Here is a 13378-nt window from a genome sequence, read left to right on the forward strand (position 1 = left end):
CTTTATCTATTGAGATATTAATAGGTATTTCTCTTCCAAATAATTCTGAAAACAAGAAAAATTCTAAAATAGTAGGGTATTTTCTTTTCGATATGTTTAGTATTTCTTCCGTGGTCATTTGCTCCTTATTGTGCCTAACGGCTTAGCTATGAACAGTACGGGAGCAAACTAACGTTTGCTTTCCGCCACGCACATAGCGAAATCTTTTTGTTTTGTTTTTCTTTTTTATGTCAAAGCGAAATCCCAAAGATTTCGCGACCTAATAAAAATACGCAAATCTTAGCGTTTAAAACCTAAGCCCGTATTGTTTATAGGTTGTGTTAGCAATAGTTATTTCTTCGCAAACTCACTATTCAACTGCTTAGAAAATAATTGCTCAATTTCATTTTTACTCAATTCCCTTACGTAGTCAACATCATCATCGTCAATTCCACTACTGAAAATAAATCCATTCCCCTCAACTGTAAAACTTAATATGCTGTCTAAAGCAATTCTAGTGGTCTGTTTGTTTATGGAATCTACTTTTATTGACGTTATAATACGTGCTTTTTTTTCAAGAAGTTCAATACCATAATAGTCTTTTTCAAATAAGCCTAATTTGGGCAGATTAAGTTGAGTTCTCACAAACTGATATTCGTAATTTATAATTGTAGAATACTCTGACTTCATTGATATTTTTTCATAGTGCTTAGGTAGAGTAGTCGCTATAAAGGCGAAACAGTTTATTCCAATAATTATGGGTTTCAAGATTTTTCTTGATTTAATACTTTTCTGAGAATCCCAATTCCAATTCCAATTCCAATTCCAATAAATGTATGAGACAGGTAGTATTAACAAAGAAACTAAGTCTGTGTAATCTACCGTTCGGTCAATTCTAATTCCGTATAAGTGAGCAAAATCAAAAAACGGTTGCGAATATTCCGATTTCCAGAACATGAACAAAATTCCGCTAAAAATGTAGATAGACTTTATTCTTTTCGAAAAAAAACAACTTAGAAAATATGGAAAGGCAAATAGTCCAGCGAAATCTGATAGTTTGCCAGTAAGAAAATTATGATACTCGTATTTAAGGTACAGGTCATTAATCAACAGTAGAAAAACTGAGGTAAGAAATATAATGCGAAATAAGCTCTTTTCCTTAGTCACAATTTCTTTTTCATAATTATTGCTAACGTCTCGGCTATGATTAGTGCGGGGCGGAAATCCAGCGGATTTCCTGTCTCGCGCTAAGTAAAAGCTTTGGGTTTTGTTTTGTTTTTTTCTTGCATGAAGCAAAATCCCAAAGATTTTGCGACATTATAAACATACACAGACCTTGGCGTAAAGACTGAAGTCCGTATTAATTATAGCCATTGTTGTGTGCAGTTTTAATTTAATTGTAGATTCGATAATTCGAATTCAAAATCTCTAATGGAATTTTTATTTTCATATCGAATTTCAATTTTGTAGTCATCATTTAATTTTTTTCCAAAGTTACTTGATATCCAGATAGCTGATTTTGGTCCATTTAGTTTGGAATTAATCTCTACGCTGTAATACCCAGTTCTATTTTTATTATTCGAATCCTCTAAATGAATAGATACTACTTTAAAATGTGGCTGTTCTATATAAAAAATGATGAAATCAGATAATTTATTTAGTGAGTTGAAATCCTTATAATTATCAAAATGTTTACTCAAAGTTTCAATAAAAAGGTTTCTGTCCAACCTATTTTTTAATATTATTCCATCTAAATATTTGCGTAATTTCTTTTTTCGCTTATTTAGTTTATGAAGAATTAAACCGTTTATTGGTATAACTTTTATTTCATCTGAATTTTTGCTTAAAACGTTTGAATTAAATGTGTTTTTTGCATTCTCTATTACTACTATTGATTTATCATAAGTACTTGGATGAAAATATCTCAGAGTTCCGGTAACCTTCTCGAAATTATTTATTTGCTTTGAAATTGAGTCAAATACAATGGTATACTTGTTGTCAGAATTATCCTGATATTCATCAGAATAAAACGAATCTGAGATATACTCTTTTGATTTAATTATATATGCAAATGCATTTCCCAAAAGCTTTATCCTGTTAATGGTGTCTAATTTTACTCCATCTATTTTTATTTCTACAGCAACTGATTTGAATGTCGAATATGATTCATAGCTTACTTTATCTAGGGTCACTTTTTGACTCCAAACAGCAGTATTTATTGTTATTGTAATTAAAACTAATATTAATCTTTTCATTTCTCAAATTGCACACAACGGTTGGGCTAAGCGTAGTGCGGAGGCAAGGAAACTTTTCGTTTCCGTCTGCCGACGTAGCTTATGCTTATTGTTTTGCTTTTTCTTTTTTTGTTCCAAAGCTAAATCCATAAGATTTAGCGACATTATAAATATACACAGACCTTTCGGTTTTGCCCTAAAGTCCGCATTACGTTTAGGCTTTGTTACCACACGTATTTATTTTTCATTCCCATTAAACCACACCATACTTTGGTCAAAATATTTTTTCATTGATTTATCCAGAAATTGGCTATAATCCGTTTTTTCATTTCTCACATTGGATAACCAGGCCATTGTGTAAGCAATTATTTGCTCAGGTAAATATCCTTGACCACCTGATTGCCACCCTAATCCAGAAGCAGAAAATTGAAAACGGGAATTACCAATAAAAATCCCAAATCCATATGCGATTGCGGTTAAGTCAGTCAAATATTCGTCGTTTTCTTCGATTCTATTTTCTCCTAATAAGATTTGATGAGCCAGTTCGTGTGAGATTGTGGCAATTAGAGAAATTGGATTTCTAAGCTGTTGAGTTTCTATTGAAATTTTAGTTCCTTCATTACTTTGTTCAAAGGTTCCTGCTGCACTATTCCAAGAACCATTTATGTCGGCTGGTGAAGAAAGAACGGTTCCGTCTGTCATTTCAATCGGTGAATCTGAAAAAAAATCCAAATCGATTTTTACATCTCGAACGTTCATTAATTCCATTGTCCGTTCGAGTATAAATTCCGCATCTTTTTCAGTTCTGTCAAAGGTTCGTTCGTAGAAATCTTTTGTTGGTGTTACGGTTCGGATTTCCATAAAATGTTCTTCTCCAAACTCCGTTCGCAACCAGTTTAAGTCTTTATCAACCCAAACTTTGTCTTCATCGGTAATCGGTAATTTTCTCTTTTTATTCCAGAACATTAATGGTTTGTTAATATGTGTGGTAACGGTTGGGCTAAGCGTAGTGCGGAGGCAAGGAAACTTTTCGTTTCCGTCTGCGCGCGAAGCTAAAGCTTATTGTTTTGCTTTTTCTTTTTTTGTTTCAAAGCTAAATCCATAAGATTTAGCGACTTTATAAATATACACAGACCTTTCGGTTATGCTCTAAAGTCCGCATTACGTTTAGGCTGTGTTAGCCATAGTTTTTATTTCCGGAATATTACTTTGTGAATCCTTAACTCAATTTTTGTCCCACCGATTCCAGTCTTTTCCATAAAGTGCATTCCCATCGGTTTTCCAATATCCACTTTCTCTATTCTCGATAAGTAATAATCTGCGTCTCTTTCAGAAAATTTTGCTAGTGATTTTAATTTTAAATCTCGAACCATTTTGGCAAAATCTCTTCCATTAATTGGCTCGATTTCTTTAACGACTCCAATTTCAGTTGGCAATTCCGTTTCTGTTCCATTAAAGAAATGCATACTATTTCTAACTCGTTTTTTTGGTTTAAAACCATAAGGAGCAGGAATTAACAATTCTCCGTCTTTTGTGTAATTGTTATGTGAATATTCAGAATCGGAGAAAAGTGCTCTAGTGTAAATTTTATTCTCAGATTGCTGATAAAGTAATGAAGTTTTAAATGGATTTTTTGAATCTAATTCTTTGTTTTCTGGTTCAATTTCTAAATCGCAATCTTCAGGTAAATTGTATGTTACTTCGCAATCACAAAATCCGCCGTTCGATTCCAGAATGTCAATCAAGTCATCTTTGTCAATTCCATTGTTTTCAGCCCATTCAAATGTATTTCTCAATGAGTGGTCGCATCCATTCTTTTCAATCCGTTTCTCAATGAAAACGCACAATTCTGTCACTTGTTTTTCGGTAAGAATGGTCATTTATTAAATTATGGCTAACGTGTTTGTATATGGTTTGTTGCGTGGTTAAGCAACTAAGTTAACAAATAAAAACCGAATAGAAAATCCGCGAGGATTTTCGTAAGTAGGCGAGAACCAAGCAATAAATTATATACGGTGTTGTAAGCCGTTTTTTATTCAGATTATGATTTAAAATTTCTCCAAATTTCGTGTAATTCATAAACGTCTTTTTCTGTCATATATGTATCAAAAAGTCCACAGCTTGTAAAATAAGCCATACATTCTCCAAACTTCAAATATTGACTTTTAGGAATTGTTTTTTTTGATAAACACTTTTTTAAAATTCCTATTCGATTCTTTTCGTCTTCATCGATTATTTGGTCAATTTTTTTTATTTCAGATTCCGAATATTGGTCTTTAATAGACTTAATTATTTTCAATTCTCTCCAATATTTCCTTGCTCCAATTCCTTGCTCTACATTCCTAAATCTATTTTTACTCAAAGCGAATTTCAACGGTTCTTTTCGATTAATATCCAACTTTTGAATTAGAATTTCAGACCAAAATTTTTCGGTTTCCACGCTAATAGTTTCATTCCAATAAGTCAAGAGTTCATTTTCCAATGATTTTATTTGATAGGAACTGAATTTTCCTGCTTTCGTTTTGTCATTTAAGCAGTCCTTTGTGAATTTCGAAAGTTCAAGAAAATATGGTTTTGTTTTACTATCAATTTCAGTTGATTCACAAACGATTCTTTCGTGAATTTCAGCTGTTTTCAATATTTGTTCTATTTTCTCGGTTTTTGTCAATTCGTTCGGGTTTTTGTTAAATGGCTTACAACAATTGTATATGTGCACAATTGCACATATATCTACTTTGTGAATACTAATCTAATGGATTTTTTATTGTCTTAAAAGTATTAGTAGCTACATGGGTGTATATTTCTGTTGTCTTACTTGAACCATGACCTAATAATACCTGTATTTGTCTAAGGTCTACGTTAGATTCTAACAAATGTGTTGCAAAACTATGCCTTAGGGTATGTGGAGTTACATTTTGTGAGATTCCTGCTTTATGGGCGGCTCGTTTTACTATTTGTATTACACTTGCTGCACTATATTGGCTGCCTTTATGACCTTCAAACAAAAAGTCTTTAGGATGCCATTCTTTAAAATATAGCCGTAAATCTTGCAGAACTGTTTCGGATAATAGACTTAACCGGTCTTTATTGCCTTTGGCATTTTTTATAGAAACAAGCATTCGTTTACTATCTATATCCTTGACTCTAAGGTTTAAAAGTTCACTTCTACGTAAACCGGCACTGTAAAGTAAGGCTAAAATACATTTATGCTTTAAGTTTGTTGTATAGTTAAGCATGGCAATGACCTCCTCTTTTGAAATTACGGTAGGTAGCTTATGTTCCTTTCTTGGTCTTTCAATCTCGTAAAAACGGTTGGGCATGCCAAGAACGGTCTCATAATAGAATTTAATTGCATTTATGGTCTGATTTAAATAGGAGTTTGATACGTTTCTTCTAATTAACCTTTGTAGATATGACCTAACATCACTTTCGTTCAAGGTTGTAATATCTCTGTCTTTAAAATGATTAATGAACATTTCAAAGAAGTTGACATACGTTTTTACGGTGTTATTGGCGTATCTTTTAAGCTCTAGTTTTAACAGGTATTCCTCCGGACAAACTCTATAGTCTTCGGGTGTTTTTCTATCCCTGAACCACTGTACGTCTACTACATCATTATGTGTGTTGACAGGCCTGTTGCTTAAAAATTTATTATAGTTGATCCAAACAACTCCTTTAAAGGTGTTGAAAATAATACCAAGGTTTTTCTTTGTATTGTGGATATAGGCCATATGATATTTGCTACTCCACTTAGCTTCAGGAAGCCCTTTGATCAGGTTCTGTATTAACTTATCTTGAGTAAACTGTATGCCGATCATTTTTTGATCCTTGATCATTATATGGTGTAGGGTAATGGATTTTGGTGTGTTCATAATGTCAAGAGTAGTGAATAATAAGACAATTAGTCGAATATTATGCGTATATTATTCGCATAATATTCGACTAATTAGCGTTCATGAAAAAAACATGTCCAGAATGTGATAGTGAAGTAATTGGTAGGACCGATAAAATTTTCTGCTCCATAACATGTAAATCAATTCATCAATATGAAAAAAGGCAGAAAGAAAATACATTCTATTTCTCCGTAGATCAACACCTGAAAAAAAATAGAAAAATACTAAAGCGCTACAATAAATCTGGCTTTACCACTATAAGAAAGAGTATACTTTTAGAAGAAGGATTTAACCCAAATTATTTTACCCACTACTGGAAGAATCAAAAAAATGATGTTTACCTTTTTTGTTATGACTTTGGATATTTGAAAATTAACAAGAATGGGGTTGCAAAGTACTTAATTGTTCAATGGCAAGAGTATATGAATGCGTAGATTTTGGTTAAAGGACAACGAAAAAGAGCAAACATAATGTTGCCCTTTTTTAGTTTTTTATATTCTTAAATCTAACTTACTCAAAAGAAGTATCACCTTCATTAGGGTTGTACACATAATTGAATGTGTAGTATGGTGTTCCATCAGTAAAAGCATCTGGTTCTGCTGGTGCATCTTCATAATAGCTTATAAACTCTACTTTGGCGTAGTTCCCCGCTGTAGTTCTAAAAACAAAAACTTTACCAGGTATGGGGGTAATTAAATGTGTTGGGTCACCGGCATAATTGTACCAGCCGTTATCACTACCGGTAGCTATGGCAAATGTTGCATCAGCGTCTTGGTTAAAAGTTAGGTCTTCTGCAGTGGTTACACTTGCTAACGTGCCTGTAACTTCAGCTACTGCTGCGTTGCCATTTCTTTCTGGTTCATCTTCTGTACCGGTTACTGTGCCACCGTTCACGGCAATGGTAGTACCTCTAAAGGCAACGTCCCAATCGGTATCACTCGTAGTTACAGCACCTGTTTCAAAATCGAACTTTGTAAATTCTCCACCAACGGGTTGCCCTTGTCCACCTGTTTGTGGTGCAAATAAATTGCTTACGGTTTCGGTCTGTACGGGGTCTGTGGGCGTGCTGTCATCATCATTGCTGCAAGAGGCAAAAGCTAATGTTAAAAATGCTACTGCTAAAATGTTCTTTGTCATGGTAATTTTAATTAAAACCTGCATGTAGTCAGGTGGGTTAGAATTGATAATTTAATTTTACGTATCCTTGAATTCCCGGCATCGTCGGGATATTGTTGTCGGTATAGTCCAATAAGTTATTGGCGCCAACCTGTAATGTTATATCAGAATAAAAAGTTTTACTTACCGCTGCGTTTAGGGTAACAAAACCATCTATGAAGCTGGTATCGAAATTATCTATGAGTCCGTTGCCATTAGTGTCGTATTGGGCATATTTACTTCTGTATAGAATTCGCATGTTTATATTTGTACTGGCAGCTGGTATGTCATAGTACACTTTAAAATTGGCATTGTGGCGAGAACGATTGACCAGACCGAAATAATCGGCTTGTGATAGTGCTACAGACTGCCCGTTTGTTGCATCTCTTACAAATACTTGGTTATCTGCTACGTCTTGCTTTTTCTGTTTGTCAAAGGTATATAGCAGTTGATATCCGGCACTGAGATTTAGTTCATTGGTTAGTTTGTAGCTTGAATTTATTTCAAAGCCAGTGGTGTATATCTCATCAAAATTCATGTAACTGAATACATTTTGTCCGTTGGTCTTACTGGCAATAATGCGAGTGTCTATCAAATTTTTAAAATCATTTCTAAAAAAGTTGATTTCTGTAATGCCCTTACCATGTTTTAAATGGGCGCCCAAATTGTAACCAATAGAACTTTCTGCTTCTAATGGTTTGCTTAGATCTTTTTCAGATACCACTACGTTTAATATTTGCTCTTGTTCTTCAAGTTCCTGCAATTTATCTAAGGCTACATTATACCCTAATACGGTATAACCAACGGCGGAGTTGGTGAAGTCAAAGTATAGCTGTCTAAAATCTGGTGCTTTAAAACCGTAGCCTACAGATCCCTTTATTGATAGGTTATTATTTAACCGATAACGTAATGCCAATTTTGGGCTGAATTGGTTGTTGTATTCAGAGTGATTGTCAAAACGCGCCCCGGCGATAACATTTAGGTTTTCAATCGGGTTAAAGTCGTACTGCGCGTATAGATATTGTGAGGTAAAGTTTACCGTCTTGTCAAAGTAGGTTCTATCTAATTCATCTATTTGTAAACCTGCGCCAGCAGTTAACGTTCCATTTTTGTACCCAATATTATTATCATTTTTGAAGGTATAACTACCGCGTACTTCTGGGCGAAACAGTTTTTGGTTAAAATCGCTATCACTTAATACATCTGTAGAAATTGGGTCTGCCAATAGTTCCGTAGCAACATAATTGGTGTAGTACAGTTCATAGGCCATGGTAAGATTTGGGGTCCATTTATGGTCTAGTCTGGCATGAGCGTTCCATTCACGTTCTTTAGTATCGCCTTCATAGTTTATGGTGTCTAAGGTAAACCCCGCGTCTTGTACTTGATCATAAAATCGTGCAGAGGTAAAAAGGGTTAGTTTGTCATTAAAGTCATAGTAGATTCTACCATTTAGAGTGTAGTTGGTATAAGGGTTAACCGTTTGTCCATCAACATCTTCATTTAGGTCATATCCTTCGGATGAAAATCGGTTTGCAAAGAATCCGTAACGAAACTTTTCAAATCCTTGCTTCAAATCTAAATTGACGTCCTGTTGTGTAAAACTTCCTATTCTATAGGATGCATTACCATTAAGTTCTTCGGTCTTCGGTTTTTCGGTAATGATATTTATCACTCCGCCTAAAGCTTCAGAACCATATAAACTGCTAGACGGACCTTTAACTACTTCAATCTGTTTAATATTCCCAACGGTAAGGCGGCTTAAATCAAAGTTTCCGGCACTTCTGCCAACTAAAGGAACGCCATCAATAAGTATAAGTATATAGTCTGATGCAATACCTTGTATTTGTACCCCCTGAAATCCGCTTTCATCCGTAACGGTAACAATACCGGTCTGCTCGTTCAATATTTCATTAAGACGTACCGTACCAGATTTTATAATCTGCTTTTTGCCTACTAATGTAACGGGTAACGGTAAAGATGACAATTGCCTTTTTGTTCTGGTAGCCGTAACTATAACTTCATCTAACTGTTGAGATAGTATAGAGTCTTTAGAACTATTCATCACATTTTGTGCAAAACTTAATTGGCAGATGATCAAGATTAAATATGTAAGATATTTTTGCGACATTAATTTATTTAGAATAATTCTTAATAGTGGCGCAAATATATAAACAATTCTTATTTAGAATAAATAAAAATAGTTATTTTTGACAGCGAACTTAAAATCTATAAATTTTTATATAATGAGAACACCGATCACTATAGCTATGGTATTGCTGATTTCCATAAGTGCTTTTTCTCAAAAGGACAAAAAACTAAAAGATCAAGAAGCTATAAAAAGCATGTGTGGTTGCTTTGAAGTAACCTTCAATTTTGCTGAGACTTTTAACTACAGCACAGATTCTTTATACAAACCGTCTAAAACCAAAGTGGATAAGGGTTTAGAATGGGCAGAGCTGATTGTAAATGAAGATGATAAAATTTCTATACAGCACTTATTGCAAGTAGGTAACCCTGCTGCTCCGCATATAGTAAAGCATTGGAGGCAAGATTGGTTGTTTGAAAATACGGACCTATATGGTTACAATGCCAATAACACGTGGGCATATTCAAGCTTACCTGCGGATCAGGTAAAAGGGCAGTGGACGCAAAAAGTGTATCAGGTAGATGATAGCCCTAGGTATGAAGGTTCTTCTGCTTGGGTTCATGTAGATGGTAAAAGTTATTGGGAGAATACTGCAGATGCACCTTTGCCAAGACGTGAGTACACTACAAGAAGCGATTATAATTTGACCGTTCGTGGTAACCGTCATGAAGTAACGGATTATGGTTGGTTGCACGATCAAGATAATGCCAAGGTAATTCGTGAAGATGGTAAAAAGGATGTTATCATAGCTAAAGAAAAAGGGTATAATACGTATGTAAAGGTTGATGATAGCAGATGTGCCGCAGCTGCAGCCTGGTGGAAATCTAATACTGATAAATGGGCTTTGGTACGCACAAAGTGGGACGATGTTTATGGTAGAAACCAAAATCTTTCTTTAGAAGAAAAAGTGGATAATAAAGTATTGTATAAATATCTTTTTGATGAAGAATATGATCAAAAAGTAGAAATAGAAGAAGTAATTGAATCATTTGTAAAAAAATAAGAACATGAAAATTGTAAAACAAATAGCCTTGACCGCTCTGTTGTTCGTGAGTTTCTCTAGTATAGCACAGCAAAAGAACGAATTATTAGACCGTAAATTCTGGAAGACCAATCCAGATTTGGCGACCGTAAAACAGAAAATAGCAGAGGGTAACGACCCTGTAGTAATGGATAGTAATTCTTTTGATGCTACTACCTTGGCAATTACCAGTAAGGCAGATGTAGAGATAGTTAAATATTTACTGTCTCTTGATGGTAACAGTGTTGACAAGAAAACGCATGATAGCCGTATTTATCTACACTGGGCTAGTTATGCAGGTGATGCCGAATTGGTAAAATATTTATTGGATAATGGTGCCTCTGTTACCGCTTTAGATAGTCACCGTTACACTCCGCTTACCTTTGGAGCAAATGCGGGACTTACAAATCCTGAAATTTACAAAGCTTTTGAAGCTAAAGGTGTCAATTTGGTTGAAGAGAAAAATGAACATGGTGCCAATGTTTTATTACTTGCGGCACCATCACTTAAAAGTGAGGATGATTTAAACTTCTTTTTGGAAAATGGCTTGGCTTTAGATAGTAAAGATGAAGATGGTAACGGCATTTTTAATTACGCTTCTAAAAAAGGAAATATAGATTTTCTAAAATTATTGGTTGAAAAAGGGGTAGACTACAAATCGTTGAACAATAACGGTGGTAATGCATTTATGTTTGCTGCACAAGGTGGGCGTGGATTTAGTAATGGACTTCCAGTGTATAACTACTTAAAAAGTTTAGGTTTGGAACCTAATATTGTTGAAACTAGCGGAAGTACACCTTTACACCGTTTGGCTTCTGGTAGTAAAGATGAAGCAATTTTAAACTTGTTCTTGGATGCTGGTGCAGATGTAAACCAAGCGGATGAAAAGGGTAATACTCCGTTTTTAAATGCGACTTCAAGAAATGAATTAAAGATTGTCCAATTATTGGCTAATGATGTTAAAGACATCAATGTTTCCAATAAAAGTGGTGAAACTGCACTAATGCTTGCCGCTCATGGTAACAAAGCAGCTGTTGTTGGGTTTTTAATTGAAAAAGGAGCAGATATCAATGCTAAAGATGCAGAAGGTAATACTGCTGCGTACTTCTTGGTAGATTCTTATAACAAGAGAAATGCAAAAGCTTTTGATGCTAAATTGGCATTATTAAAAGCGAAAGGTTTAGAGTTTAATTCTGTGCAAGGCGATGGTAATACATTATACCATGTTGCAGCTAAAAAGAATAATCTTCAGTTAGTGAAAAAGTTAGCCGATTTTGATATCGATGTTAATGCTAAGAATGATGAAGGTATGACTGCTTTGCATATTGCTGCTATGAAGGCGGAAAATGATAAGTTGCTTAAATTCTTGATTGCTAAAGGTGCCGATGCAAATAGTAAGACCGATTTTGAAGAAACGGTGTACGATTTGGCAAGTGAAAACGAAATGTTGCAGAAAGAGAATACTTCATTAAATTTTTTAAAACAATAAGAAAATCAAACCGATTATAGAGATGAAAAAATTTTTAAAGTTTATTCCGGCCGTTCTATTAGTTGGGTTGTTATTATCGGCATTTACTACAGTAGAGAAAACTGCCGTAAAGTGTTTAATTCAGTTAACGAACTATTCTGGCGAAGGTGCTTATTTAATAGTATCTATTGTTGATGCTGATAATGAATATGTAGAGACGTTATATGTTCAAGGAAAGGATAGTGAATGGTACAGTGAAATTACAGAGTGGTGGAAATTCTACGGAAAGCATCGCCCTAATATTGATGCTATTTCTGGGGAGACCATTAGTGGAGGAGAGCGTGCATTAAATGTTTTGCAAATTCCTACGGATAAAATAGATCAAGGGTATCAGTTACGTTTTGAGACTTCTGTTGAAGATAAAGGCTATTATGCAGATGATATTCAATTTCCCTTAACAACTGAAAATTTAAAAACAAAGGTAGAGGGTAAGGGATTTATCCGCTACGTGCGTATGCTTCCTCAATAAGTATTATAAATTGTCTTTGCGAGGAGCTGTTCGAAACATAGTAGTCTTTTATATTTTGATTGCTAATCTGGTTTGTTCGCAATGATATTTTAAATAAATAGATATTTTACAATCACAGTTAAATTTCCAGAATATCTGCTCATTGATGTTCTGGATTTTTTAAAGTTATAGACGGTTACAAAACAGCTCGATAATCGAGATTTAAATGTTCTGACGCTTGCGTCAAATTATTAATTATGTTTTTAATTCAATGTCTCTGGGGCTTGTCCCGAGGTTATTTATTTTACATAGTATGACAATTTCTATTTGGCGTTATAGTCATCTTACGCTTGCTTTAGTTTCATCGCTTTTTTTAGTTGTTGCTTCTATAACAGGAATTATTCTTGCTGTAGAACCAATTTCTCATCAGGCAAAGGGCTATGCTGTTGAAAGTCTTGAAAATGTACCTTTGTCTACTACTATAGCAGCATTAAAGAATTCTTATGATGAAGTGCTTGGTTTGGAAGTGGAATCATCTGGCTTTGTAAAAGCTTCGGTGCTGACCATGGAGATGGAAACCTTAGATGTTTACATTAATCCGAAAACGGGTAAGCAGTTGGGTGTGGTTAAAGAACGACCTGCTTTGTATTCTTTTGCAACCAACATACATCGCTCTTTATTTCTTAAAAGTGTAGGTCGGTTTTTTGTTGGTCTAATTTCTTTACTCTTATTGATAATTGCTATTACTGGAATGGTGTTATTGGCAAAACGCCAAGGCGGATTTTTAAAACTATTTTCTAAAGTCCAAAAAGATTACTTTGAATTGCGCTACCATGTGGTGCTCAGTAGATGGTTCTTTATTCCCGTCGTGATACTTGCATCTACGGGCGTCTATTTATCCGCAGAAAAATTTGATGTATTGCCTAATGCTGTAGTTGAACAGTCTGAAGTAACTGTCGATAATGCAGCCAAGC

The 13378-nt window shown here is 34.6% G+C and carries 13 protein-coding genes; 5 read left to right on the top strand and 8 right to left on the bottom strand.

Annotated features, from left to right (window positions below):
• Positions 1 to 330 precede the first annotated feature (330 nt).
• The 6 genes from ABJI11_RS15575 to xerA all read right to left on the bottom strand — a co-directional run bounded on the left by ABJI11_RS15575 (position 331) and on the right by xerA (position 6085).
• Positions 331 to 936: a hypothetical protein gene (locus ABJI11_RS15575; protein ID WP_348354178.1), complete on the bottom strand. Its 606-nt coding sequence runs from the start codon at positions 934 to 936 to the stop codon at positions 331 to 333.
• Positions 937 to 1367: 431 nt separating this feature from the next.
• Positions 1368 to 2234, bottom strand: coding sequence for a hypothetical protein (locus ABJI11_RS15580; protein WP_348354181.1), 867 nt, complete (start codon positions 2232 to 2234; stop codon positions 1368 to 1370).
• A gap of 216 nt (positions 2235 to 2450) precedes the next feature.
• On the bottom strand, positions 2451 to 3179 hold the full coding sequence (locus tag ABJI11_RS15585; protein WP_348354184.1) for a hypothetical protein: 729 nt from the start codon (positions 3177 to 3179) through the stop codon (positions 2451 to 2453).
• 224 nt (positions 3180 to 3403) lie between these two features.
• Positions 3404 to 4093, bottom strand: a complete 690-nt coding sequence (locus ABJI11_RS15590; protein ID WP_348354187.1) for a DUF2695 domain-containing protein — start codon at positions 4091 to 4093, stop codon at positions 3404 to 3406.
• A 161-nt stretch (positions 4094 to 4254) separates the two neighbouring features.
• On the bottom strand, positions 4255 to 4881 hold the full coding sequence (locus tag ABJI11_RS15595; protein ID WP_348354190.1) for a hypothetical protein: 627 nt from the start codon (positions 4879 to 4881) through the stop codon (positions 4255 to 4257).
• Positions 4882 to 4957: 76 nt separating this feature from the next.
• A complete protein-coding gene (gene xerA / locus ABJI11_RS15600; protein WP_348354193.1) occupies positions 4958 to 6085 on the bottom strand; it encodes a site-specific tyrosine recombinase/integron integrase in 1128 nt (375 codons plus the stop codon).
• An 83-nt stretch (positions 6086 to 6168) separates the two neighbouring features.
• On the opposite strand from xerA, the gene ABJI11_RS15605 reads away from it, so the two are divergent.
• The gene (locus ABJI11_RS15605) at positions 6169 to 6540 is read left to right on the top strand and encodes a hypothetical protein (protein WP_348354195.1); all 372 of its coding nucleotides are present in this window, start codon (positions 6169 to 6171) and stop codon (positions 6538 to 6540) included.
• A 76-nt stretch (positions 6541 to 6616) separates the two neighbouring features.
• Here the strand turns inward: ABJI11_RS15605 and ABJI11_RS15610 are convergent, their stop codons facing one another.
• A complete protein-coding gene (locus tag ABJI11_RS15610) occupies positions 6617 to 7243 on the bottom strand; it encodes an HmuY family protein (RefSeq protein ID WP_348354198.1) in 627 nt (208 codons plus the stop codon).
• 37 nt (positions 7244 to 7280) lie between these two features.
• Entirely contained in the window at positions 7281 to 9323 is a 2043-nt protein-coding gene (locus ABJI11_RS15615; protein WP_348354201.1) for a TonB-dependent receptor, read from the bottom strand.
• Positions 9324 to 9504: 181 nt separating this feature from the next.
• On the opposite strand from ABJI11_RS15615, the gene ABJI11_RS15620 reads away from it, so the two are divergent.
• From ABJI11_RS15620 to ABJI11_RS15635, 4 genes are all read left to right on the top strand, one after another.
• The gene (locus ABJI11_RS15620) at positions 9505 to 10410 is read left to right on the top strand and encodes a DUF6607 family protein (protein WP_348354204.1); all 906 of its coding nucleotides are present in this window, start codon (positions 9505 to 9507) and stop codon (positions 10408 to 10410) included.
• Between the two features lie 4 nt (positions 10411 to 10414).
• The gene (locus ABJI11_RS15625) at positions 10415 to 11917 is read left to right on the top strand and encodes an ankyrin repeat domain-containing protein (RefSeq protein WP_348354207.1); all 1503 of its coding nucleotides are present in this window, start codon (positions 10415 to 10417) and stop codon (positions 11915 to 11917) included.
• A gap of 22 nt (positions 11918 to 11939) precedes the next feature.
• Positions 11940 to 12425 carry a DUF2271 domain-containing protein gene (locus ABJI11_RS15630; protein WP_348354210.1) on the top strand — a complete coding sequence of 162 codons (486 nt, stop codon included), beginning with the start codon at positions 11940 to 11942 and terminating at the stop codon, positions 12423 to 12425.
• Between the two features lie 292 nt (positions 12426 to 12717).
• Positions 12718 to 13378 (top strand): PepSY-associated TM helix domain-containing protein (locus tag ABJI11_RS15635; RefSeq protein ID WP_348354212.1); only part of this gene is annotated, 661 nt, incomplete at its 3' end.

The sequence above is a fragment of the Maribacter sp. genome (assembly GCF_039968975.1).
In the GTDB taxonomy this organism is placed as follows: Bacteria; Bacteroidota; Bacteroidia; order Flavobacteriales; family Flavobacteriaceae; genus Maribacter.